Annotated in this window: 16 protein-coding genes and 1 riboswitch; of the genes, 5 read left to right on the top strand and 11 right to left on the bottom strand. The window is 69.5% G+C overall.

Going from position 1 to position 22545, the window contains the following annotated elements; genetic code table 11:
- Positions 1–167 precede the first annotated feature (167 nt).
- The 3 genes from ACWGI6_RS21995 to ACWGI6_RS21985 form a co-directional block, all read right to left on the bottom strand.
- Positions 168–947: a M23 family metallopeptidase gene (locus tag ACWGI6_RS21995; protein ID WP_453269090.1), complete on the bottom strand. Its 780-nt coding sequence runs from the start codon at positions 945–947 to the stop codon at positions 168–170.
- Positions 948–959: 12 nt separating this feature from the next.
- Positions 960–1115, bottom strand: a riboswitch (cyclic di-AMP (ydaO/yuaA leader).
- Positions 1116–1326: 211 nt separating this feature from the next.
- Positions 1327–2709: a M16 family metallopeptidase gene (locus tag ACWGI6_RS21990; protein ID WP_453269115.1), complete on the bottom strand. Its 1383-nt coding sequence runs from the start codon at positions 2707–2709 to the stop codon at positions 1327–1329.
- Between the two features lie 38 nt (positions 2710–2747).
- Positions 2748–4088: a M16 family metallopeptidase gene (locus ACWGI6_RS21985; RefSeq protein WP_453269114.1), complete on the bottom strand. Its 1341-nt coding sequence runs from the start codon at positions 4086–4088 to the stop codon at positions 2748–2750.
- A gap of 301 nt (positions 4089–4389) precedes the next feature.
- On the opposite strand from ACWGI6_RS21985, the gene ACWGI6_RS21980 reads away from it, so the two are divergent.
- On the top strand, positions 4390–6849 hold the full coding sequence (locus ACWGI6_RS21980) for a DNA gyrase/topoisomerase IV subunit A (RefSeq protein ID WP_453269089.1): 2460 nt from the start codon (positions 4390–4392) through the stop codon (positions 6847–6849).
- Positions 6850–6897: 48 nt separating this feature from the next.
- Here the strand turns inward: ACWGI6_RS21980 and ACWGI6_RS21975 are convergent, their stop codons facing one another.
- Positions 6898–8004: a CobW family GTP-binding protein gene (locus ACWGI6_RS21975; protein ID WP_453269088.1), complete on the bottom strand. Its 1107-nt coding sequence runs from the start codon at positions 8002–8004 to the stop codon at positions 6898–6900.
- A 121-nt stretch (positions 8005–8125) separates the two neighbouring features.
- Positions 8126–9295, bottom strand: coding sequence for a citrate synthase/methylcitrate synthase (locus ACWGI6_RS21970; protein ID WP_453269087.1), 1170 nt, complete (start codon positions 9293–9295; stop codon positions 8126–8128).
- A 113-nt stretch (positions 9296–9408) separates the two neighbouring features.
- Between ACWGI6_RS21970 and ACWGI6_RS21965 the strand changes: the two genes are divergently transcribed.
- From ACWGI6_RS21965 to ACWGI6_RS21950, 4 genes are all read left to right on the top strand, one after another.
- Positions 9409–10656 carry a citrate/2-methylcitrate synthase gene (locus ACWGI6_RS21965; protein WP_453269086.1) on the top strand — a complete coding sequence of 416 codons (1248 nt, stop codon included), beginning with the start codon at positions 9409–9411 and terminating at the stop codon, positions 10654–10656.
- Between the two features lie 194 nt (positions 10657–10850).
- On the top strand, positions 10851–11849 hold the full coding sequence (locus ACWGI6_RS21960; RefSeq protein ID WP_453269085.1) for a sucrase ferredoxin: 999 nt from the start codon (positions 10851–10853) through the stop codon (positions 11847–11849).
- 1127 nt (positions 11850–12976) lie between these two features.
- Positions 12977–14632 (top strand): sensor histidine kinase, encoded by a 1656-nt coding sequence (locus ACWGI6_RS21955; RefSeq protein ID WP_453269113.1) that lies wholly within the window; start codon positions 12977–12979, stop codon positions 14630–14632.
- The gene (locus tag ACWGI6_RS21950) at positions 14629–15303 is read left to right on the top strand and encodes a DUF7342 family protein (RefSeq protein WP_453269084.1); all 675 of its coding nucleotides are present in this window, start codon (positions 14629–14631) and stop codon (positions 15301–15303) included. Before ACWGI6_RS21955 ends, ACWGI6_RS21950 begins: the two co-directional genes overlap by 4 nt.
- Positions 15304–15453: 150 nt before the next feature.
- On the opposite strand, the gene ACWGI6_RS21945 is transcribed toward ACWGI6_RS21950, so the two are convergent.
- The 6 genes from ACWGI6_RS21945 to ACWGI6_RS21920 form a co-directional block, all read right to left on the bottom strand.
- On the bottom strand, positions 15454–17058 hold the full coding sequence (locus tag ACWGI6_RS21945) for a solute symporter family protein (RefSeq protein WP_453269083.1): 1605 nt from the start codon (positions 17056–17058) through the stop codon (positions 15454–15456).
- Complete coding sequence (locus ACWGI6_RS21940; RefSeq protein WP_453269082.1) at positions 17055–17558, bottom strand: DUF485 domain-containing protein; 504 nt, start codon at positions 17556–17558, stop codon at positions 17055–17057. The genes ACWGI6_RS21945 and ACWGI6_RS21940 overlap by 4 nt, the downstream gene beginning before the upstream one ends.
- Positions 17559–17666: 108 nt before the next feature.
- On the bottom strand, positions 17667–18341 hold the full coding sequence (locus ACWGI6_RS21935) for a response regulator transcription factor (protein WP_453269081.1): 675 nt from the start codon (positions 18339–18341) through the stop codon (positions 17667–17669).
- A complete protein-coding gene (locus tag ACWGI6_RS21930) occupies positions 18338–19504 on the bottom strand; it encodes a sensor histidine kinase (protein WP_453269080.1) in 1167 nt (388 codons plus the stop codon). The genes ACWGI6_RS21935 and ACWGI6_RS21930 overlap by 4 nt, the downstream gene beginning before the upstream one ends.
- A gap of 31 nt (positions 19505–19535) precedes the next feature.
- Entirely contained in the window at positions 19536–20024 is a 489-nt protein-coding gene (locus ACWGI6_RS21925) for a DUF1453 domain-containing protein (protein WP_453269079.1), read from the bottom strand.
- A 157-nt stretch (positions 20025–20181) separates the two neighbouring features.
- The gene (locus ACWGI6_RS21920) at positions 20182–22302 is read right to left on the bottom strand and encodes a DNA gyrase/topoisomerase IV subunit B (protein WP_453269078.1); all 2121 of its coding nucleotides are present in this window, start codon (positions 22300–22302) and stop codon (positions 20182–20184) included.
- Positions 22303–22545: the final 243 nt, after the last annotated feature.

Genomic DNA, 22545 nt, shown 5'->3' with positions numbered 1-22545 from the left:
GTTATTCATGGATATTTTTTGGCCAGAAGTCGCGGGCCACACGGCGTATCCGGTGCACTCGTCCCGCTCCCGGATACGCCGAAGCCCCGGCCGTGGAGCCGGGGCTTCGGGCGGACGCTCGGGCCGACGCGGGCACCGCGAGGCGCGCGGCGGGGCGAGACGGGAGATCAGACGTTGACGCCGTGCGAGCGCAGGTACGCGACCGGGTCGATGTCCGAGCCGTAGTCGGCGCCGGTACGGGCCTCGAAGTGCAGGTGCGGGCCGGTGGCGTTGCCGGTGGCGCCGGAGAGGCCGATCTGCTGGCCCGAGGTGACGTGCCGGCCGACCGAGACACCGAGCGACGACAGGTGACCGTATTGGGTGTACGTACCGTCGTTCATCTTGATCACGATGTTGTTGCCGTACGAGCCGCCCCAGCCCGCCTCGACGACGGTGCCACTGCCGACGGCGTGGACGCTGGTGCCGGAGGCGGCATGGAAGTCGATGCCGGTGTGGCTGCCCGAGGACCACAGTCCGCTGGAGGCCTTGTACGCGGTGGAGACGTAGGAGTTGGCCACGGGGGCGACGAAGGTGTTGAGGCGCTTGCGCTCCGCCTCGCGGGCGGCGCGCTCCTTGGCCTTGCGAGCGGCCTCGACGCGCCGCTTGGCCTCTTCGGCCTGCTTCTTGGCCACGGCCTCGGCCTTCGCCTTCGCCGCCGCGGCCTCCGCTTCGGCCTGCTGCGCGTCGGCCTGGGCCGCGACACGGCCGGCGAGCTCGTCACCCAGCACGACGGCCTGCTGCAGACCGGTGTCGTGGGTGCGGGCTTCGTCCGTGGCCGCCAGCGCCGGCGAGGCCATGGAGGCGACAACGCCGCCCGCCGCGAGGGTGGCTATGCCGGCGATGTTGCGGGTCGTACGAACGGGGCGGCTCGCACGACGGTGCTTCCCGGTGGCACGGATGAACGCCATGTACTGGCTTGTCCTTTCCTTCCTTCTCGCCTACCGGGTTAGCTGACGGGTTCGGAGCAGGAAGGTCTCCTACGGGCTCCTCCGGAGGGGAGTCCGATTCACCCCAAGGGACACTGGGTCCCCGGCTCCCCTGGCTCGCGCCGTACGGGGACTCGGCGATGACTGTCCGGTGCCACGGTTGTGGCGGACTTGTGACGAACAGCCGGACCGACGCTAAACGGGGCAACTTTCAATCGGCAAACAGAACCGCTTTTTTGTGCGGGATGCCACAAGAACCGGGGCGCCTGTCGAGATAAACCGGACATACAGCGGCTCCCGTGGCGGGCTATCGCCACGGGAGCCGCTTTGTCGATATATGACCTTCCGTCACATGCCGGGACTAGCCACTGACGACCGTCACCTCACCGATGCCCAGCGCCTTGATGGGCTCGGCGATCTGTGCCGCATCGCCCACCAGGACCGTCACCAGCCGGTCCATGGGGAAGGCGTTGACCGCCGCCGCGGTCGCCTCGACCGTGCCGGTCTCCGCGAGGCGGGCGTACAACTGCGCCTGGAAGTCGTCCGGAAGGTGCTGCTCCACCTGATCGGCGAGAGTGCCCGCGACGGCTGCCGCGGTCTCGTACTTCAGCGGCGCGACCCCGACGAGGTTCTGTACGGCGACATCCCGCTCGTCGTCCGTCAGCCCCTCTGCCGCAAGAGTGCGCAGCACCTTCCACAGGTCGTCGAGCGCCGGGACGGTGGAGGCGGTGTCCACCGAGCCGCTGATGGCGAGCAGCGCGGCGCCCGTGGCCCCCTCGGGGGACGTGGGAGCGGTGGAGCGAAGCACCTGGCCGAAGGCACGCACCCCGTAGGTGTAGCCCTTCTCCTCCCGCAGTACGCGGTCCAGACGGGAGGTGAGGGTGCCGCCCAGGCAGTACGTGCCGAGGACCTGCGCGGGCCACACCCGGTCGTGCCGGTCGGCACCGATACGGCCGATGAGCAGCTGCGTCTGGACGGCACCGGGGCGGTCCACGATCACCACGCGGCCGGTGTCGTCGGCGACGATCGGGGAGGCTTTCAGCGGCTCGGCCGTCGAGCCGCTCCAAGCGCCGAGGGTCTCGGCGAGCGCGGCGGCCAGGTCGACCCCGGTGAAGTCACCGACGATGACGGCGGTGGCCGTGGCGGGCCGCATGTGGGCGTCGTAGAAGGCACGGACGGCCGCGGCGTCGATGCGTGCGACGGTCTCCTCGGTGCCCTGGCGCGGCCGCGACATACGGGACGTGGCCGGGAACAGTTCCTTGGACAGCGCCATCGCGGCACGCCGGGCCGGGTTGGCGAGCTCGTGCGGGATCTCGTCGAGACGGTTGCGCACCAGCCGCTCGACCTCGCTCTCCGGGAAGGCGGGCGCGCGCAGCGCGTCGGCGAGCAGGCCGAGCGCACGCGGCAGCCGGGAAGCCGGCACCTCGAGGGAGACCCGTACGCCGGGGTGGTCGGCGTGCGCGTCCAAAGTGGCGCCGCAGCGTTCCAGCTCGGCGGCGAACTCCTCCGCGTCGTGCTTGTCGGTGCCCTCGGACAGGGCCCGCGCCATGATCGTGGCGACGCCGTCCAGGCCCTCCGGTTCGGCGTCCAGCGGAGCGACGAGGTTGATCTCGACGGCGACGACCTGCTGGCCGGGGCGGTGGCTGGTCAGGAGGGTGAGCCCGTTGGGCAGTTGGCTGCGGTCGGGGGCCGGGAAGGCCCACGGCTTGGGCGCGCCGCCCTGGGGCTGCGGGTGAAAGTCCATGCTGCTCACGGGGGAATCGGCGTGGGTGGTGGCGTCGCTCACTGGTCCGCCTCCCCTTCCTCGGTGTCGGCGGCGTCGGTCGGCTCGGTCGGCTCGTAGACGAGCACCGCGCGGTTGTCGGGGCGCAGCCGGGCCTTGGCCACCGCCTGCACCTCCTCGGGGGTGATCTCCAGAACGCGCTGCACGGCGGTCAGCGCGAGCTGCGGGTCGCCGAACAGGACAGCAAAGCGGCACAGTTCATCGGCGCGGCCGTTGACCGTGGCCAGCCGGTCCAGCCATTCGCGCTCCAGCTGGGCCTGTGCCCGCTCCATCTCCTCCGGGGTCGGGCCCTCGGCGGCGAAGCGGGCCAGCTCCTCGTCGACCGCCCGCTCGATGCCGGGGACCTCCACGCCGCCGGACGTCTTCACGTCCAGCCAGCCCAGCGAGGGCGCGCCGGCCAGCCGCAGCAGGCCGAAGCCGGCCGCCACGGCGCTGCGGTCGCGGCGCACCAGCCGGTTGTACAGGCGGGAGGACTCGCCGCCACCCAGGACGGTCAGCGCGAGGTCCGCGGCGTCCGCCTCACGGGTGCCGTCGTGCGGCAGGCGGTAGGCCGCCATCAGGGCACGGGCGGGCACGTCCTCCTCGACGACCTCGCGGAGCTCGCCGCCGATGACGTCGGGCAGCGTGCCGTCCCGCGGCGGCTGCTTGCCGTCGTGGCCGGGGATCGAGCCGAAGTACTTCTCCACCCAGGCGAGCGTCTGCTCGGGATCGATGTCGCCGACGATCGAGAGGACGGCGTTGTTGGGCGCGTAATACGTCCGGAAGAACGCCCGCGCGTCCTCCAGAGAGGCCGCGTCCAGGTCGGCCATCGACCCGATGGGCGTGTGGTGGTACGGGTGGCCCTCCGGGTACGCCATGGCCGTCAGCTTCTCGAAGGCCGTGCCGTAGGGGACGTTGTCGTAGCGCTGGCGGCGCTCGTTCTTGACGACGTCGCGCTGGTTCTCCATGGAGTCGTCGTCGAGCGCGGTCAGCAGCGAGCCCATCCGGTCCGCCTCCAGCCAGAGCGCGAGCTCCAGCTCGTGGGCGGGCATGGTCTCGAAGTAGTTGGTGCGCTCGAAGCTCGTGGTGCCGTTGAGCGAACCGCCGGCGCCCTGCACCAGCTCGAAGTGGCCGTTGCCCTTCACCTGCGCGGAGCCCTGGAACATCAGGTGCTCGAAGAGGTGAGCCAGGCCCGTACGGCCCTTGACCTCGTGGCGGGAGCCGACGTCGTACCACAGGCAGACCGCTGCGACCGGGGTCAGGTGGTCTTCGGAGAGCACCACGCGCAGGCCGTTGGCCAGCCGGTGCTCGGTCGCTGTCAGGCCGCCGGAGCCGGCTTGTTCTGTGGCCGTGTGACCCATGGGCATGTACGTCCCTTCGATCTGCTTGCGAGGAAGTTCTGTCACTGTATGCAAGCGGATCGACATCTGGCGAAGTTCCCGTGCGACCGGCCCCGAACGTGCACCGTGCTCGGCCCCCGCGGGAGCCGAAGGGGGGAGTCGCGGTCGGCATTGTCAGTGGGGCGGTCCACAATGGTCCGCGTCAGACGCAGACATACTCGCGGGTCGATCCCTCAGCTGGTTGACCCGACTGGTTGACCGTTGTTCCGATGTCGCCTCCCCGACCTCGGCAGTAGACGCAGCAGAAGGAGCCGCAGCCGCGATGGCCCGCCGCAGCACGAAGACCCCGCCGCCGGACGACTTCGAGGAGAGGATCCTCGACATCGACGTCGTCGACGAGATGCAGGGTTCCTTCCTCGAGTACGCGTATTCGGTCATCTACTCGCGCGCCCTGCCGGACGCCCGCGACGGTCTCAAGCCCGTGCACCGCCGCATCCTGTACCAGATGAACGAGATGGGGCTGCGGCCCGATCGCGGCTACGTCAAGTGCGCCCGCGTCGTCGGCGAGGTGATGGGTAAGCTCCATCCGCACGGCGACGCGTCGATCTACGACGCTCTGGTGCGCATGGCGCAGCCGTTCTCGATGCGGCTCCCGCTGGTTGACGGCCACGGCAACTTTGGTTCGCTGGGCAATGACGACCCGCCCGCCGCGATGCGGTACACCGAGTGCCGGATGGCGTCCGCGACATCCCTGATGACGGAGTCCATCGACGAGGACACCGTCGACTTCGCACCGAACTATGACGGCCAGGAGCAGGAACCGGTCACCCTCCCTGCCGCGTATCCGAACCTCCTGGTCAACGGCACGTCCGGCATCGCCGTCGGTATGGCGACGAACATGCCGCCGCACAACCTGGGCGAAGTGATCGCCGCCGCCCGCCATCTGATCAAGCATCCCAACGCCGATCTCGACACCCTGATGCGCTTCGTGCCGGGTCCGGATCTGCCGACGGGCGGCCGGATCGTGGGCCTCGGCGGCGTACGGGACGCCTACGAGAAGGGCCGCGGCACGTTCAAGATCCGTGCGACGGTCACGGTGGAGAACGTCACCGCGCGCCGCAAGGGTCTGGTCGTCACCGAACTCCCCTTCACGGTCGGCCCCGAGAAGGTCATCTCCAAGATCAAGGACCTGGTCGGCTCGAAGAAGCTCCAGGGCATCGCAGACGTCAAGGACCTCACCGACCGCAAGCACGGCCTGCGGCTGGTGATCGAGATCAAGAACGGCTTCAACCCCGAGGCCGTATTGGAGCAGCTCTACAAGCTCACGCCGATGGAGGAGTCCTTCGGCATCAACAACGTCGCGCTGGTGGACGGCCAGCCGCTGACGCTGGGCCTCAAGGAGCTGCTGGAGGTCTATGTCGACCACCGCTTCAATGTGGTGCGGCGGCGCAGCGAGTACCGGCGCGGCAAGCGGCGCGACCGTCTCCACCTGGTCGAGGGCCTGCTGACGGCCCTGGTGGACATCGACGAGGTGATCCGGCTCATCCGCTCCAGCGACAACAGCACGCAGGCCAAGGAGCGGCTGATCGAGCGGTTCTCACTGAGCGATATCCAGACGCAGTACATCCTCGACACCCCGCTGCGCCGGCTGACCAAGTTCGACCGTATCGAGCTGGAGTCGGAGCGTGACCGGCTGCAGGACGAGATCGAGAAGCTGACGCAGATCCTGGATTCGGACGCCGAACTGCGCAAGCTGGTGTCCGGCGAGCTGGCCGCGGTCGCGAAGAAGTACGGCACGGACCGGCGGACGGTACTGCTGGAGTCCGCGGGCACCTCGGTCGGCGCGGTGCCGCTGGAGGTCTCCGACGACCCGTGCCGGGTGCTGCTGTCCTCGACGGGGCTGCTGGCGCGTACGGTCACAGGGGAGGTGGCCTTCGACGCCGATGCCAAGCGCGTCAAGCACGATGTGATCGTCTCTGCGGTCCCGGCGACGACCCGCGGCGAGGTGGGCGCGGTGACGTCGCTGGGCCGGCTGCTGCGGATCTCGGTGATCGATCTGCCGCAGCTCCCGGAGACCGCGGCGGCGCCCAGTCTCTCCGGTGGCGCGCAGCTCTCCGAGTTCGTGACGCTGGAGGACGGCGAGGAGCTGATCTGTCTGACGACGCTGGACGAGTCCTCGCCGGGCCTGGCGCTCGGCACGGAGCAGGGCGTCGTCAAGCGGGTGGTGCCCGACTACCCCGCCAACAAGGAGGAGTTGGAGGTCATCACCCTCAAGGACGGCGACCGCATCGTGGGCGCGGCCGAGCTGCGCACCGGTGAGGAGGATCTGGTCTTCGTCACCAACGAGGCGCAGCTGCTGCGCTATCCGGCGTCGCAGGTGCGGCCGCAGGGCCGGCCCGCGGGTGGCATGGCGGGCGTCAAGCTGGGTGAGGGCGCGAAGGTGATCGCGTTCGCCGCGGTCGATCCGGCCTCCGAGGCCATGGTGTTCACGGTTGCCGGCTCGCACGGCACGCTGGACGACTCGGTGGCTACGGCCAAGCTCACCCCGTTCGACCAGTATCCGCGCAAGGGCCGGGCGACCGGCGGTGTGCGCTGCCAGCGGTTCCTGAAGGGCGAGGACGTCCTCATCCAGGCATGGGTCGGGCCGGCTCCGGTGCGGGCCGCGGATGCCAAGGGCGCTCCGGTCGAAATGCCGGAGGTGGACCCGCGGCGGGACGGCTCGGGTTTGCCGCTGACGAAGCCGGTGGCGGTGCTGGCGGGGCCGGTGTCATCAGGCGCGTGACAGTTGCGGGAGACGCCGTCGGGCCGGTGGAGAAGCGGCCCGACGGCGTCACTCGTCTTCGGTGTCCTCGCGTGCGGCCACGTACCGCAGCACGCCCCACATGCTGTTTTGGTCGGCATCCGACGGTGCGCTCTCGCGGCAGTTGCCCAGCTCCTTGTGCAGGGCGGGTGCGTCGATACCGCTGCCGATCATGACGAGCCGGGTGCACCGTTCCTCGCCCTTCGGCCACGGTGCGGGGTAGAAGCGCAGGAAGTCACCGACGGCGTGCACCGTGAACTTCTGGCGGTTCTCCGGTACGTCGAAGTGGACGAAGCCCTTGATGCGGTAGAGGCCGGCAGGGCGGCTGTCCAGGAATTCCATGAGCCGGCGCGGATGCATCGGTTCGGCGGAGGTGAACTCCACGCTCTGGTAGGCGGCGTGAAGGTGACCTGCATGGTGCATGTGATCGGCGTGGTCGCACCGGTCGTCTGAGCCGTGCGCGGGGTCCCCGTTCGCCGCGGTCTCGCGCAGCAGGTCCTCGAAGGACAGCTGGCGCACGGCCGCGTCGTGGTCCTCCCCCGGTCCACGGTCGAAGAACAGCTCGGGATCGACCCGCCCGTACGCCGTGCAGATCACGGGCCGGCCGGGAGCGAGGTCCGCGAGTGTGTCCATGAGGTGCTGCCGCGCCGCGTCGCCGATGCGATCGGCCTTGTTGAGCACCACGATGTCGGCGATACCCACATGCCGGTCCAGTTCGGGATGCCGGGCCCTGGTGTCCTCGAACTCCGCAGCGTCGACGACCTCGATCAACCCGCCGTAGACGATCCGGTCGTTGTCACTGGCGAGGATCATCCGGATGACTTCCTGCGGCTCGGCCAGCCCACTGGCCTCGATGACGATCACGTCGATACGGGCGGCGGGGCGGGCGAGGCGCTCCAGGTAGGTGTCCAGTTCGCTGGTATCGACCGCGCAGCACAGACAGCCGTTGCCGAGCGAGACCATCGAGTCCACCTGCCCGGCGACGGTCATGGCGTCGATCTCGATGCTGCCGAAGTCATTGACGATCGCGCCGATACGGGTGCCGTCGCCGGTGCCGAGCAGATGGTTGAGCAGCGTGGTCTTGCCCGACCCGAGGAAGCCCGCGAGCACGACGACCGGGATCTGTTGCGTGGCCAAGGGGGCGCCTCCATGGTGCGGGTGGCGGGCCGCGCGGACCGGCGGCGGACGAGCTGTCGATCGTAACGGAAGGCCGGCGACACGAGCCCGGCTCACCCCCGCACCACCTACGGCCCTCCGGCTAGCGGGACACGGCGACGGGCAGCGGCTGCGGCGGGGGCGGGCCGACGTACCGGGCCGCTGGACGAATGATCTTCGAGTCCTCAGCCTGCTCCAGAATGTTGGCGCTCCAGCCGACCACGCGGGCTGCGCAGAAGGTGGGCGTGAACATCTCGCGTGGCAGTCCGCACAGCTCCATGACGACGCCCGCGTAGAGCTCGACATTGATGTGCAGCTCTCGGCCGGGCTTGAGCTCGGACAGCAGCTCTTCGACCCTCGCCTCCACCTGGACGGCGAATTCCACCAGCGGCCCACCGAACTGCTGGGCAATACCTCGCAGCATCCTGGAGCGCGGGTCCTCGGTGCGGTAGACGGAGTGACCGAACCCCATGATCCGGTCGCCGCTCAGGACGCGGTCGCGGATCCAGGGGTCGATGCGGTCGGGTGTGCCGATGGCGTCGAGCATGTCCAGGGCGCGGCCGGGCGCACCGCCGTGCAGCGGCCCGGAGAGCGCGCCGACGGCGCCGACGAGGCAGGCCGCGAGGTCGGCACCGGTGGAGGCGATGACGCGTGCGGTGAAGGTCGAGGCGTTGAAGCCATGGTCGATGGTGGAGATCAGATACGCCTCGATGGCCCGGACCCGGACAGGCTCCGGCTCGTCGCCGGTGAGCATGTAGAGGTAGTTGGCGGCGTAGCTCAGATCTGCGCGAGGCTCGACGGGCTGCAGGCCCTGGCCGAGCCGGTGAAGCGCGGTGACCAGGGTCGGTACGGCGGCGCACGCGGCGAGCGCGTCAGCGCGTCGGCAGGCCGCGTCGATGTCGTACAACGGCCGGAAGCCGGCTGAGGCGCCGAGCAGCGACAGCGCGGTGCGCAGCCCGGCGAGCGGGCCGGAGAGCACGCCGGCATGGGCGAGGGCGGGCAGCGCGTCGCGTACGGCCGTGGGCAGTGTGCGCAGAGCTGCGGTCTCGGCCCTGAAAGCCGCAAGCTGCGCCGTGTCGGGCAGCTCCCCGTGGAACATCAGGTACCAGACGTCCTCGAAGGTGCGGGCCGTCGCCAGCTCGACGGCAGAGTACTGGCGGTAGTGGTAGAAGCCCTCGATGCCCCGAACGTCGCCCACTTGGGTCTCGGTGACGATGACGCCCGCAAGTCCACGGGGCGCATCGATCAGTGTGTTCGCCTCGGCGCTCGCCATGGCTGGTCTCCTTGCTCTTCCTCACCCGAATATTGATCAGACTGTCTATGCTTGACTCAACTGTTGTCAATATTGATTGAATCAATGTGGATGAGCCTGGATACGGTGACCTCATGGCGGATCGAGACACGGCGCAGGACACGGGCGGGCAGCGACTGAGCACCCGAGAGACAGCCGACCGGCTGGGTGTGAAGCCGGAGACGGTGTACGCCTATGTCAGCCGCGGCCAGCTGACCAGCCGTCGCGAGCCGGGCGCCCGGGGCAGCACCTTCGACGCGAACGAGGTCGACGCGCTCGCCCGCCGGGCGGGCCGCCGCGAACCGTCCGTCTCCGGCGGCGAGTTGGCCGTCCGTACGGGCATCACACTGATCGACCGCGACCATTGCTACTTCCGCGGCGTCGACACATCGGAACTCGCCGCCCACTACAGCTACGAGGAAGTCGCCGAGTGGTTGTGGACGGGTGAACTGCGCCCCGGCACCCACTTCACAGCGCCGCAGGACGCACTGTCGGCTGCCCGGCGTGCCGTACAAGCACTGCCGGCCCACAGTGGGCCGATGGACCGGCTACGGGTCGCCGCAATCGCCGCGGCGGCCGCCGACCCGCTCCGATTCGACCTGTCGGAGGACACCGTCGTCGGCACCGCCCGCAGCCTCATCCCGACCCTCGTCGACGCCTTGCCGTCGCACACCCCCGAGCAGCGCGCTACCGACCCCCTCGCCACGCGCCTCTGGTCGCAGCTGACCTCGGAACCGGCCGACGCCGCGGCACTCCGTGTCCTGGACGCCGCATTGGTCCTGCTCATCGACCACGATCTCGCCGCCTCGACGTTCGCGGTCCGGGTCGCCGCCTCCGCCCGTGCCCATCCATACGCGATCGTCTCGGCCGGCTTCGGGGCACTGGACGGCGTGCTGCACGGTGCGGCGAGCGGACTCGCCCACCGGATGCTGCTGGAGGTACTGGACCGGGGCAGCGCGGCTGCCGTGGTCGCAGACCATCTCCGGGCCGGCCGCCAGGTACCGGGGCTCGGCCATCTCCTCTACCCGGGCGAGGACCCACGGGCCCGTGCCCTGTTCCGGCTCCTGGAGGACGTACCGCAGGCCCGCCCCGCCCTGCAGGCCGCCCGCCAAGTGATCACCACCACGGCCCGGCACACGGAGCTGCATGCCAACGTCGACCTGGCGCTGGCCGTACTGACCGTCTCAACGGGAATGCCGGCAGAGGCAGGCGAAACAGTCTTCGCCATCTCCCGCACCGCCGGCTGGATCGCCCACGCCCTGGAGGAATACACCGAACCGCCCCTCCGCATGCGCCCCAGCGGCCTGTACCACGGCCCCCGCCCACCTCAGCCGCTACCGTGACCGGAAGTACTGCAGGGTGGTCCGCCCCGGGCAGACCCAGGACTCCGGCAGCACCGGCACCGATACGGCATGTCCTGGCATCGCCGAACCTCACGCGAAGGGGACTCGCCACCACGGGGCATTCCGTTCGCCATCACCCCTCTGGGCACCCACCCGGAATCCGGCACAGGACAGATGAGGTTAGGCTCACCTATGTGAGTACCTGCGCCACCACTTCTCGTGAATCGGCCGAATCTCTCGCCGGGACCGCGGCCCCTGCCCGCACCTGGCTGCTCATCGAGCAGCCGGGACCCTGGGGCACCCATGCGCTGACGGACAGTCACCTCGACCCTGACGTCGGCCGGGCCTTGGAGGCCGCGGCAGCGGGGACGGACGTACGCGTCGCCCTGATCCGCCGACCGGGACGCCATGCCGACCGCCATGGGGCCTCCCGGCGGCGGCTGTTCCTCGCGCACACCGCGCCGGGACGCTCCTGGATCCGTACGACCACCGTCACCGACCCGCAGGCGGCCCTCGGGCTGGACTTCGCGTCCCTGGGAGCGGGAGAGCACCACGGCCTCTGGGAGCCGTACATCGGTGATCCCCTGGTCCTTGTGTGCACCAACGGCAAGCGGGACCGCTGCTGCGCCCTGCTCGGCCGCCCACTGGCCGCCGAACTCGCCGCCTGCGGAACCGAGGCCTGGGAGGTCACCCACATCGGGGGCCACCGCTTCTCCCCCACCCTTTTCGTCCTCCCCTACGGCTACGCCTACGGACGCGCCTCGGCCCCCCTGGTCAAGGAGGCCGTGGAGGCGGCGCGCGACGGACGGATCACGGTGGACCACACCCGTGGCCGCTCGGCCTGGGACCGGCCGGGCCAGGCGGCCGACCTCGCGATCCGTGATCTGATCGGGGAGGACCTGGCGGACGCACTCGATGTCGTACGGACCGACACGGTGTGGCCCGAACCGAAGTCTGCCGACAGCATGACGCCCGGCAGTACGGCCATTGCCGGAGCCTCCGCCGCCTGGGCGGTCACCGTTGCGCACTCCGACGGCCGCATCTGGCAGGTCATCGTCGAACAGCGGGCCGATGGTGCTGCGGCGCCCGCGAGCTGTGGTGCGCCGCTCGGTCCACCTGCGCGTATGACGGTTGTCTCGATCAGCGCGGTGAGCGGCATGCCTCAAAGGACGGCCCAGGCCGTCGGCAGGTGACCTGGCGGACTTCCCCGGACTCTCACCGGGTACGTCACCACTCCGCACGCCCCCACCCCCCGTTTCCGCCTCAGCGGACAGGTGCGGACCCTCATACGGACCGAGCCGGCGTCCGTCCGGAACCCCGCTATCGTTCCGGCCGCATGAGGCCGCGCCGGTCGCGCGTACGGCGCCCGGCAGCGGGTGGCTGCTCCACGACCAGGTGAGACGGCAATCCAGTCGCACCGACCACCTGTGCCGGGCTCGTCCGCCCTTGGCCCGCCGACCGAGCGGCACACAACCCGCCGCCCTCCACGACTTGCGCCAGACCCCGTGACCCTCCCCCGTCGACCGCACAGCCGCTCCCTTCCGCACGCCCCATCGCGCACTTCGCCCTGCCCCGGTCGGCCCCTCACCGCCGGCGCAAAACCAACCCAACAGCTTCACCATGAGAGATTACGTGCGCACACTCCGCGACCGAAAGGTCTGTGGATAACTCCTCCCGACTCTCCCCCGCCCCCGTGACGAGTGCCTGACCTGCGTCTTCGTCACTGGAGCCAGCCGTCTGCCACCGCTCGGCGAGACGACGGGACATGGTCGCATCGACGGCCTGCTGCTGGGGATTGCACGGATGAACTGAAGGCCGAGAGCCCCGAGCGGAAGGAACCGGCGGCGCGGCCGTGAGTCGCAACGCCGTCGCCGTTGCGGTGATTGCCCACGCCATGGCGTGGGCGGTCATGATGGTGGGCGCTCTTCACGCCCACCTCCCACCAAGGCGGCAGCAGGAGACGGTAGTGCGGCTCGCGACCCTCGAAGTCACCTTCGAGTCGCCGCCCGGACACCCTCCGAATTCGCCCCGTCAGGGATTACCGGCCAGCCCATCCACACGCTTACTGTTCGTGCGTATGGGCGATAAGGAAGCATCGGTTCCCCGCCCGAGCGCCGCCGAGCCCTCGGGCTCCGCACCATTTCCCGCCAGTACGGCCCCCGGCACGACCAGCGACGAGCCGGGCCACAGCGCCCCCACGGCTGACGGTCGGCCAGCGCCAGACACTCCGGTCCCGGCCGACCAGGGACCGTCCGCCCACGCAACGCGCCGGACAAGGCCCCGGCTGGGATGGCCGCGGCGGGTGTTCTCCCAGGTGCTCATGGTGCAGCTGGCCATCGCCACCGGTGTCACGGCCCTGGCGACCGGCCTGTTCCTCGCCCCGCTCAGTGCACAGCTCGACGATCAGGCGATGCGACGGGCTCTCGCCATTGCGCAGACCACCGCGGCCGCGCCCCGCCTCGACGATGCGCTGGAGTCCTCCCGTCCGACGCGCCACGGCCCCGTGCAGAACGAGGCGGAGCGGATTCGCGCCGCCACCGGCGCGGAGTACGTGGTGATCATGGACAAGCGGGGCGTGCGCTGGTCCCATACCGACCCGGATGAGATCGGACGCCACGTTTCGACCGACCCGAGTGCCGCACTCTCCGGCCAGGAGGTGATGCAGATCGACGAGGGCACCCTCGGCCGTTCCGCGCGCGGCAAGGTCCCGCTCCGTGACGAGTACGGCAAGGTCGTCGGCGCTGTCTCCGTCGGCATCGCGTACGAGAGCGTGCAGGAACGGCTGCTCTCCACCGTCCCGCAGCTGCTCGCCTACGCGGGCGGGGCGCTCGCCGTGGGCGCACTCGCCGCCTATCTCGTCTCCCGCCGGCTCCAGCGCCGCACCCACGACCTGGCGTTCTCCGACATCTCCGCGCTGCTCGTCGAGCGGGAGGCGATGCTGCACGGCATCCGGGAAGGATTCCTCGCGCTCGACAAGAGCGGCCGCATCCGCCTGATGAACGACGAGGCGCAGCGCCTCCTGGATCTCCGTGCCGAGGACACCGGCCGCCCCCTGGACGCGGCCCTGCCTCCGGGCCGTACGACCGACGTCCTGGCCGGCCGCGTTTCGGGGGCGGACCTGCTGGCTGTCAGCGGGCAGCGGGTCCTGGTGGCGAACCGCATGCCGACCGACGACGGCGGTGCAGTGATCACCCTGCGCGACCGTACTGAATTGGAGCGGCTGGGGCGCGAACTGGACGGCACCCGTGGCCTCATCGATGCCCTCCGTGCCCAGGACCACGAGCACGCCAACCGGCTGCACACCCTCCTCGGCCTGCTCGAACTCGGGCTGCACGAGGAGGCGGTGGACTTTGTGACGCAGGCCGTGGGCGTGCATCGGGCGACCGCGGAGCAGGTCACCGAGCGCATCCATGATCCGCTGCTGGCCGCCCTCCTGGTGGGCAAGGCCACCGTCGCCACCGAGCGCGGCGTCTCCTTGAGCCTCTCCCCCCACACGCACCTGCCCGACCGCCTGGTCGACCCGCACAGCCTGGTCACCGTCCTGGGCAACCTCGTCGACAACGCACTGGACGCCACGTCGGGCGAGCGCGACGCGCAACTGGAGGCGGAGGTCCGCGCCGACGGGCGCACCGTCATCGTGCGCGTCAGCGACAACGGACCGGGGGTGCCCGAGGAACGTCGTGCAGAGATCTTCACCGAGGGCTGGACGACCAAGGAACCGCCGGCCCACGGGCAACGCGGCATCGGCCTGGCGCTCGTACGGCGTCTCGCTGAGCGCTACGGAGGCAGCGCCGAGGTCGGCGAGCGTCCCGGTGGCGGTGCGGTGTTCACCGTGACGGTCCCCGATGCACTCTCCGATGAGCTTTCCGGAGCGCGTGAAGCAACCATCCAGGAAGCAGTCACGGGCACCCACCCCACCAGACGGGACGAGGGGGGCACTCTTCGCCCCGAAGGCGCCACGGAGGCCGGCCGATGATCGACGTTCTGGTCGTCGACGACGATGTGCACGTCGCGAAGATCAACGCGGCATATGTCGCCAAGGTCCAGGGCTTCCGTGTCAGCTGCCTCGCGCACACGGCCGCCGAGGCCCTTGCAGCCCTCGAGACGCACGCTGTCGATCTCATCCTTCTGGACCACTACCTCCCCGACAAAACGGGGCTCCAACTGGTCGGCGACCTGCGGCGGCGTGGCCTGCTCACCGACGTGATCATGGTGACGGCGGCTCGCGATATCGCCACCGTGCAGGCCGCGATGCGCCACGGCGCGCTGCAGTACCTGGTCAAACCGTTCACCTTCGCAGGCCTGCGCTCCAAGTTGATGGGTTACGCCGCGCTGCACCGAACGTTCGCGGGGGGCGGGCAGGCGGAGCAGTCCGAAGTGGACCGGATCTTCGGAGCGTTGGGGGCCGCCAACGCGGGCCCCGCCGAGTTGCCGAAGGGGCACTCCACCGCCACCGCCGACCGTGTGCGCTCGGTGCTGCGCTCCGCGGACGCCCCGCTGTCGGCGCAGGACGTCGCCCTCCAGGCGGGGCTGAGCCGACAGACCGCACAGCGCTACCTCAAACTCCTGGAACGCGCCGGGCGGGTGCGTCTCACACTCAGGTATGGCGAGACCGGCCGCCCCGAGCACCGCTACGAGTGGGTCTAGCCAGGAGAACCAACGCAACGCATGTGCAACGGGCACGGGAATCCGCGGCACACGGGCGGGGCGCGGCAACCAAGCACCGCACGGCTGCCGCGCCCCGCCCCGTCCGCTCCGGCGTCAGGACCGGTCCGATCCTGATATCTCGAACAGGCTCTAAGCCGCCCCCGCCCCGGTCAACGCCCGTACCTCCGTCTCTGCATGCCGTGCCTCATCGGCGGCCTCCGGGGAGAGCACCGTTCCCAGCCAGCCCATCAGGAAGCCCAGCGGGATCGATACGACACCGGGGTTGTCGAGTGGGAAGAAGGCGAAGTCCATTCCGGGGAAAAGTGACTCCTGGCTGCCGGAGACCACCGGTGAGAGAACGACCAGGGTGATCGCCGGAATCAGACCGCCGTATACGGACCACACCGCGCCACGGGTCGTGAAGCGGCGCCAGAAGAGCGTGTACAGCAGGACCGGAAGATTGGCCGACGCGGCAACGGCGAAGGCCAGACCCACCAGAAAAGCGACGTTCAAGTCCTGGGCGAGCAGGGCGAGGCCGATCGCGACCGCGCCGACAGCCACCGCCGCAATGCGCGCCACGGCCACCTCGGCACGCTGGGCGTCCTGCGCCGTGCCGCGCGGACGCCGTAGCGAGGCATACAGGTCGTGCGCGACGGAGGCCGATGAGGCGAGCGTAATGCCGGCGACCACGGCCAGGATGGTGGCGAACGCGACTGCCGCCACTACGGCGAAGAGAACCGTGCCGCCGGTCGAACCTGCGCCGCCTCCCAGGGCGAGGGCCAGCAGCGGGACGGCGGTGTTGCCGGCTGTATTGGACGTCCTTACGGCGTCGCTGCCGAGCACCGCCGCAGCACCGAATCCGAGCACGATGGTCATCAAGTAGAAGCCACCGATCAGCCCGATGGACCAGACGACGGATCGACGGGCGGAGCGCGCCGTGGGGACGGTGTAGAAGCGAGAGAGGATGTGCGGCAGCCCGGCCGTCCCCAGGACGAGCGCGACGCCAAGGCTGATGAAGTCCAGCCGAGAGGTCCAGTCGTCACCGTATTTGAGACCCGGTGCGAGGAAGTCGCGGCCGTGGCCGCTGCGTTCGGCGGCGGTGCTCAGCAGCACGTTGACGTCGCCGTGGAACCGGACCAGTACCAGGACGGTCAGGGCGATGGCGCCGCCCATGAGGAGCACGGCCTTGACGATCTGGATCCAGGTCGTGGCGCGCATCCCACCGAAGGCGACGTAGACCACCATCAAGGCACCGACGCCGATCACCATCCAGGTACGGGCCTGCTGGTCCGCGCCCCCCAGAAGCAGAGCGACCAGACTGCCTGCCCCGACCATCTGTGCCACCAGATAGAGCACCGACACGGTGACGGAGGCCGCGCCGGCCGCGATACGGACGGGGCGTTCCCGCATGCGGGCTGCGACGACATCGGCGAGGGTGAACCTGCCGCAGTTGCGGACCAGTTCGGCGACGAGGAAGAGGACGACGAGCCAGGCGACGAGGAAGCCGACCGAGTACAGCAGGCCGTCGTAGCCGAAGAGGGCGATCAGTCCGGAAATGCCGAGGAAGGAAGCGGCGGACATGTAGTCACCCGCGATGGCGAAACCGTTCTCCATCGGCGAGAAGAGCCTCCCTCCCGCGTAGAACTCCTCGGCGGAGCCGTGCCTGCGACGGCTCACCCAGGTGGTGATCGCCAGGGTGACGGCGATGAACACGCTGAACAGGACCAAGGCGAGGGTCTGGTGGTCGTCGGTCACCTGACGTTCCCTCCGGTGAGTTCCTGGGTCTCCCAGCGGATGTCGAGCGCCGCGCTGTCTCTGCGCAGCCGGGCGTGGCGCGCGTACGCCCAGGTGAGCAGGAACGTCGTGGCGAACTGACCGAGTCCGGCGAGCATCGCGATGTTCAGGGCGCCGGCGACGCGGTGGGCCATGAGGCCGGGCGCGGCGGTCGCCGCGATCACATAGGCGAGGTACCAGGCCAGGAAGACTGCCGTGCCGGGCAGGACGAACCGGCGGTAGCGGCGGCGCACCTCCTGGAAGGCCGCGCTTCGTTGCACCGCAAGGTAGATCTCGTCATGCGACGCGGCCCGCTGTTCCGGTACTGGTACCGGCCGGGGTCGCTGCCTGCTCTCCCACTCGCCCGCCGCCTCCGTCGCGCCCTCCAGCTCGCCCCACCCGGAGGCGAGAGCGTCGTACCAGGGGTCGTCGAGCCGTACGCCCCCCGGCTCACCGGCCGAGCGGCCGTCCTGCTTGTCCACCGAACTCTCCTTGGTGCACGGGGCTGTTGTCCGTGCGACCCAAGGTTGGACAGAAAGGAAGATCCGGGACTCTTCATTCCGAACCCTTCACCCCATCAGGTGATGGGGCTATCCGGGAGGCTGGGCCAGGCCGTGGCGGTACGCGTAGTGGATGGCTTGGGCCCGGTCCCGCAACCCTGCTTTGGCGAAGAGATTGTTGATGTGGGTCTTCACGGTCGCGGTGGAGACGTGCAGCGTGCGCGCGATCTCCGGATTGGACTGGCCCTCGGCCACCAGCCGCAGCACCTCCACCTCGCGGGCGGTCAGCCCGTCCGGCGGCTCCTCCGACGGTTGCGGCATGGGTCGTACGGGCGCTGTGAAGCGCTCCAGCAGCCTGCGTTGGATCTTGGGTGACAGACCGGCCTCACCCGAGAGCACATCGTCGATGGCGCGGACGATCTCATCGCCGTCCGCATCCTTGGTCAGATAGCCACGGGCGCCGGCCTGCAGGGCAGGGAAGAGCGAGTCGTCGTCCGCATAGGTGGTGAGCACCACGACCTGGGTACCGGGGTGCTCGGCATGGATACGCCGGGTGGCCTCGACACCGTCACAACGTGGCATCCGCAGGTCCATCAGCACGACGTCGGGGCTGAGTTCGGCGACGAGGCGGACCGCGTCCTCGCCGTCCGCGGCCGATCCGACGACCTCGATGCCCGGCAGCAGCCCCAGCAGCATCACGATCCCCTCGCGCACCACCGTCTGGTCATCGGCGACCACCACCCGTGTCACCGTGCGTGCCGTCATGCGGGCACCCGCAGCCGCACCACGAAACCCTCCTCGTCAGGGCCGGAATCCAGCGTTCCGCCGAGGAGTTCGGCGCGCTCCCGCATCCCGAGCAGACCGTACCCGGAGCCGCTGTTCGCGAGCTCCCCGGGCTTGCCGCGGCCACCGAAGTCACGTACCTCCAGCCCCACGTCGTCCCTCGTGTACTCCAGCCGCACGCTCACCCGTGCCCCTGGGGCGTGCTTGCGTACGTTCGTCAGCGCCTCCTGGGCGACCCGGCGGACCGCGAGACCTGCCTCGGCCGGCAAGGTGCGGCGCTCTCCCGCCACCTCCAGCCGAACGCCCTCAACGGCCGTCAGGCGGCGCAGAAAGTCCTCGACCGGGGCCGTCTCCCCGTGCAGCGCGGAAAGCGCCTCGCGGGTGCCTTCCAGCCCATCACGGGCCATCCCGCGGCACGCCACCACCCGGTCCAGGAGCTGGTCACGGTCGTCCTCGAGATCGGTGCTGCGCTGGATCAGCAGCCGCGCCGCCTCCAAGTGCACCAGTTGTGCGCTCAGGCTGTGGGCGAGGATGTCGTGGATCTCGCGTGCGATCCGCCCGCGTTCGGTGAGCGCCGCCGACTCGGCCTCCGCCTTGCGGGCCGCCCGTTCCTGGGCCAGCAGCCGCTGGGCGTTGCCGCGCGCCTCGGCATCCATCCGTACGACATAACCCGCCAGCGCCAGACCCGCGGTGGTCGCGGCGGTCGTGATCCAGTTGCCGTGGTCCACCACTGCGTACGCACCGAGGGCCGCGGCGGAGCACGGCACCGCGGCACTCAGCGGAAGCCGCTGCATGGCGATGACGGCACAGGCACACCACAGGACGATCGCGGGCGTCCGCGCCCCGGCGAACTCGAAGCCGAAGGCCGCCGCCTCCAGTACCGCGAACAGCCAGATCGACGGCCACAGACGGCGTGCCCGCGTCGTACGGAAAAAGCCGCGGAAGGCCACGATGGTGACGGCCATACCGGCGCACGCCGCCACCAGCCCCCAGCCGGTGAAGCCCGGCCCCGCCAGGGTGGTCCACACCAGGCTCGCGACCACCACGACACGCACCGACCGGCCGATCCATACCCGGACGTCGCTGATGCCCTCACGGGACAGTGACTCCGGCAGGGGCCAGCTCGTCCAGGAGTTCAGCGGCACGTACGGTCCTTTCCACTGCGCGCGCGAGGCGTCAGCCCGCAACAGGGACACGGTACGTCTGCCGCAGGGCCTGGGCCCGCCAGGTGGTGACACCGGCACGGGTCAGCAGCATCGCGGCAACGGAGAGCATGGTTGCCGCGCTGCCCTGGTGGACGCCCATGGCCGCGGCGATGCCCATGAGGCCGAGCCGCAGCGCCATGCCGCAAAGCCACACTCCGGCCGCCGCCCAGCCTCCCTTGCTCCACACCACTCCGTCCGCGTCCGTCCAGATGCGCGTCGTCCAGGCCCAGCCGACACCGCAGGCCAGCCCGATAAGGATCTCCACGCCGAGCAGGACGACGGACGCCGTGTGGTGCCCGGGGTCCAGGAGGCCGGGCTGCCGCACCGCCAGGACCGTCAGAACGGCCGGAATCAGCCACCATTTCTTGCCCTCCGACGTGACGCGCTGCGCCGTGCACTGCCGGACGAACACCCATACAACCGCCGCGATGATCACAACGATGTTGAGCAAGCCGCTCATGACCTAGGCCCTTCGTGGGACGGGAAATTCAACGTTCCCGACGCTATGGAGCGGCGCTGGCGGCCGGATCGGAGCCAGGGTGGGCACCGGGTGGAAATGCCGAAGGGCGCCCGTCCACCCAGGGGTGGAGAGGCGCCCTTCGGGAGCTGCGGTCCGGTCAGGTGTCGATGCGAGAACGGTCCAGAGTGGCAGCGGAGTTGGTGATGAACTCCTTACGGGGGGCGACTTCGTTGCCCATGAGGAGGTCGAAGGCCTTCTCCGCCGCTTCGAGGTCGCTGATGTTGATGCGGCGCAAGGTGCGGTGGCGCGGGTCCATGGTCGTCTCGGCGAGCTGGTCGGCGTCCATTTCGCCCAAGCCCTTATAGCGCTGGATGCTGTCCTTGTAGCGGACCTTCTTGCGCTGGAGCTCGAGCAGTGTCTGGCGCAGCTCGTTGTCCGAGTAGGTGTAGATGTACTTTTCCTGGCCCTTTTTGGGGTTGATCAGTTCGACGCGATGCAGCGGCGGGACGGCGGAGAAGACCCGGCCCTGCACGACCATGGGCCGCATATAGCGCTGGAAGAGGGTCAGCAGCAGACAGCGGATGTGCGCGCCGTCGACGTCCGCGTCGGCCAGGAAGATGACCTTGCCGTAGCGGGCGGCGTCGATGTCGAAGGTACGACCGGAGCCAGCCCCTATGACCTGGATGATGGCACCGCACTCGGCGTTCTTGAGCATGTCCGAAACCGATGACTTCTGGACATTCAGAATCTTGCCGCGGATCGGCAGCAGGGCCTGGAATTCCGAATTCCGGGCCAGTTTTGCGGTGCCCAGCGCCGAGTCACCCTCGACGATGAAGAGTTCGCTGCGCTCGACGTCGTCACTACGGCAGTCCGCGAGCTTGGCCGGCAGCGAGGAGGACTCCAGCGCCGTCTTCCGCCGCTGTGCCTCCTTGTGCTGACGGGCCGCGATGCGCGTACGGGCCGCGGCGACGATCTTCTCCATGACGGAGCGCGCCTGCTGCTTGTCGTCCCGCTTCGTGGAGGTCAGGAACGACTTGAGTTCCTTGCTCACCACCTGGGCGACGATCCGCGAGGCGGCGGAGGTGCCGAGCACCTCCTTGGTCTGGCCCTCGAACTGCGGCTCCGCGAGTCGTACGGTCACGACGGCGGTGAGGCCCTCCATGGCGTCGTCCTTGACGACATCGTCCTCCGCGACGCGCAGCAGCTTGCTCGACCGCAGTACCTCGTTGACGGTCTTGGCGATCGACCGCTCGAAGCCGGAGACGTGGGTGCCGCCCTTGGGCGTCGCGATGATGTTGACAAACGACTTGACCATCGTGTCGTAGCCGGTGCCCCAGCGCAGCGCGATATCGACGCCCAGTTCCCGGGTGACCTCGGTCGGTGTCATGTGGCCGCGGTCGTCGAGGACCGGCACCGTCTCCTTGAAGGAGCCCTGGCCGGTCAACCGGAGCACGTCACAGACGGCCTTGTCCTGAGCGAGGTACTCGCAGAATTCGCTGATGCCGCCGTCGTAGCGGAACATCTCTTCTGTTTTGCCGGCGCCGTCGATGCCGCGCTCATCACGGACGACCAGGGTCAGGCCGGGTACGAGGAAGGCGGTCTGGCGGGCGCGGGCGTGCAGCGTCTCCAGGGAGAGCCTGGCGTCCTTGAGAAAGATTTGCCGGTCGGCCCAGTAGCGCACCCGGGTGCCGGTCTTCGTCTTGGCGATCCGCTTGCCCTTGAGCAGGCCGTTGCCCGGGTCGAAGGGAGAGTCGGGGCCCGATTCGGTGAAGATACCGGGGACGCCGCGACGGAAGCTGATCGAGTGCGTCTTGCTGTTGCGGTCCACCTCGACGTCGAGCCGGGCTGAGAGGGCGTTGACGACCGAGGCACCGACGCCGTGCAGGCCGCCGGAGGCCGCGTAGGAGCCGCCGCCGAACTTTCCGCCGGCGTGCAGCTTGGTCATGACGACCTCGACGCCGCTGAGGCCGGTCTTGGGCTCGACGTCCACGGGGATGCCGCGGCCGTTGTCCCGGACCTCCACCGACCCGTCGTCGTGGAGAATCACCTCGATGTGGTCGCAGTAGCCGCCCAGCGCCTCGTCGACGGAGTTGTCGATGATCTCCCACAGGCAGTGCATCAGGCCGCGACTGTCCGTCGACCCGATGTACATGCCGGGGCGCTTCCGGACGGCCTCAAGCCCCTCGAGGACGAGCAGATGCCGCGCGGTGTAGTTGGAACCGTCCCGGTCTGCCCCGGTCAGCACTGCGGTGGACGGCACGGACATCTCGGCGGTCACGCGGTTCGCTCCTCGCTGAATTTCTGGCAGTCCGCATTCCGCGGACTCGGTTGTGGCGGTGTCGCCCGTCAGAGGGTACCGAGGCCTGGTAGAGCCGATGTGACGCCACCCGTAAGCATGCCCATGGTAGTAGAATTTCGCTCGTACGTTCGATCCCTCGATGGGGTGACGTCCGAGTGACGTGCACATCACGTTCCCTTCGAGGCATGAACCATTTAGGCTCCGGGCACGTCCTCATCAACA

It is taken from the genome of Streptomyces sp. NPDC054786, assembly GCF_053611685.1.
This window is presented reverse-complemented; position numbering and strand designations above follow the sequence as displayed.

Excerpts from the sequence above, each read along its gene's own strand:
- ACWGI6_RS21995 (WP_453269090.1), bottom strand. The coding sequence starts at position 947 with ATGGCGTTCATCCGTGCCACCGGGAAGCACCGTCGTGCGAGCCGCCCC.
- ACWGI6_RS21990 (WP_453269115.1), bottom strand. The coding sequence starts at position 2,709 with ATGGACTTTCACCCGCAGCCCCAGGGCGGCGCGCCCAAGCCGTGGGCC.
- ACWGI6_RS21985 (WP_453269114.1), bottom strand. The coding sequence starts at position 4,088 with ATGGGTCACACGGCCACAGAACAAGCCGGCTCCGGCGGCCTGACAGCG.
- ACWGI6_RS21980 (WP_453269089.1), top strand. The coding sequence starts at position 4,390 with ATGGCCCGCCGCAGCACGAAGACCCCGCCGCCGGACGACTTCGAGGAG.
- ACWGI6_RS21970 (WP_453269087.1), bottom strand. The coding sequence starts at position 9,295 with ATGGCGAGCGCCGAGGCGAACACACTGATCGATGCGCCCCGTGGACTT.
- ACWGI6_RS21965 (WP_453269086.1), top strand. The coding sequence starts at position 9,409 with ATGGCGGATCGAGACACGGCGCAGGACACGGGCGGGCAGCGACTGAGC.
- ACWGI6_RS21955 (WP_453269113.1), top strand. The coding sequence starts at position 12,977 with ATGGTGCAGCTGGCCATCGCCACCGGTGTCACGGCCCTGGCGACCGGC.
- ACWGI6_RS21950 (WP_453269084.1), top strand. The coding sequence starts at position 14,629 with ATGATCGACGTTCTGGTCGTCGACGACGATGTGCACGTCGCGAAGATC.
- ACWGI6_RS21935 (WP_453269081.1), bottom strand. The coding sequence starts at position 18,341 with ATGACGGCACGCACGGTGACACGGGTGGTGGTCGCCGATGACCAGACG.
- ACWGI6_RS21925 (WP_453269079.1), bottom strand. The coding sequence starts at position 20,024 with ATGAGCGGCTTGCTCAACATCGTTGTGATCATCGCGGCGGTTGTATGG.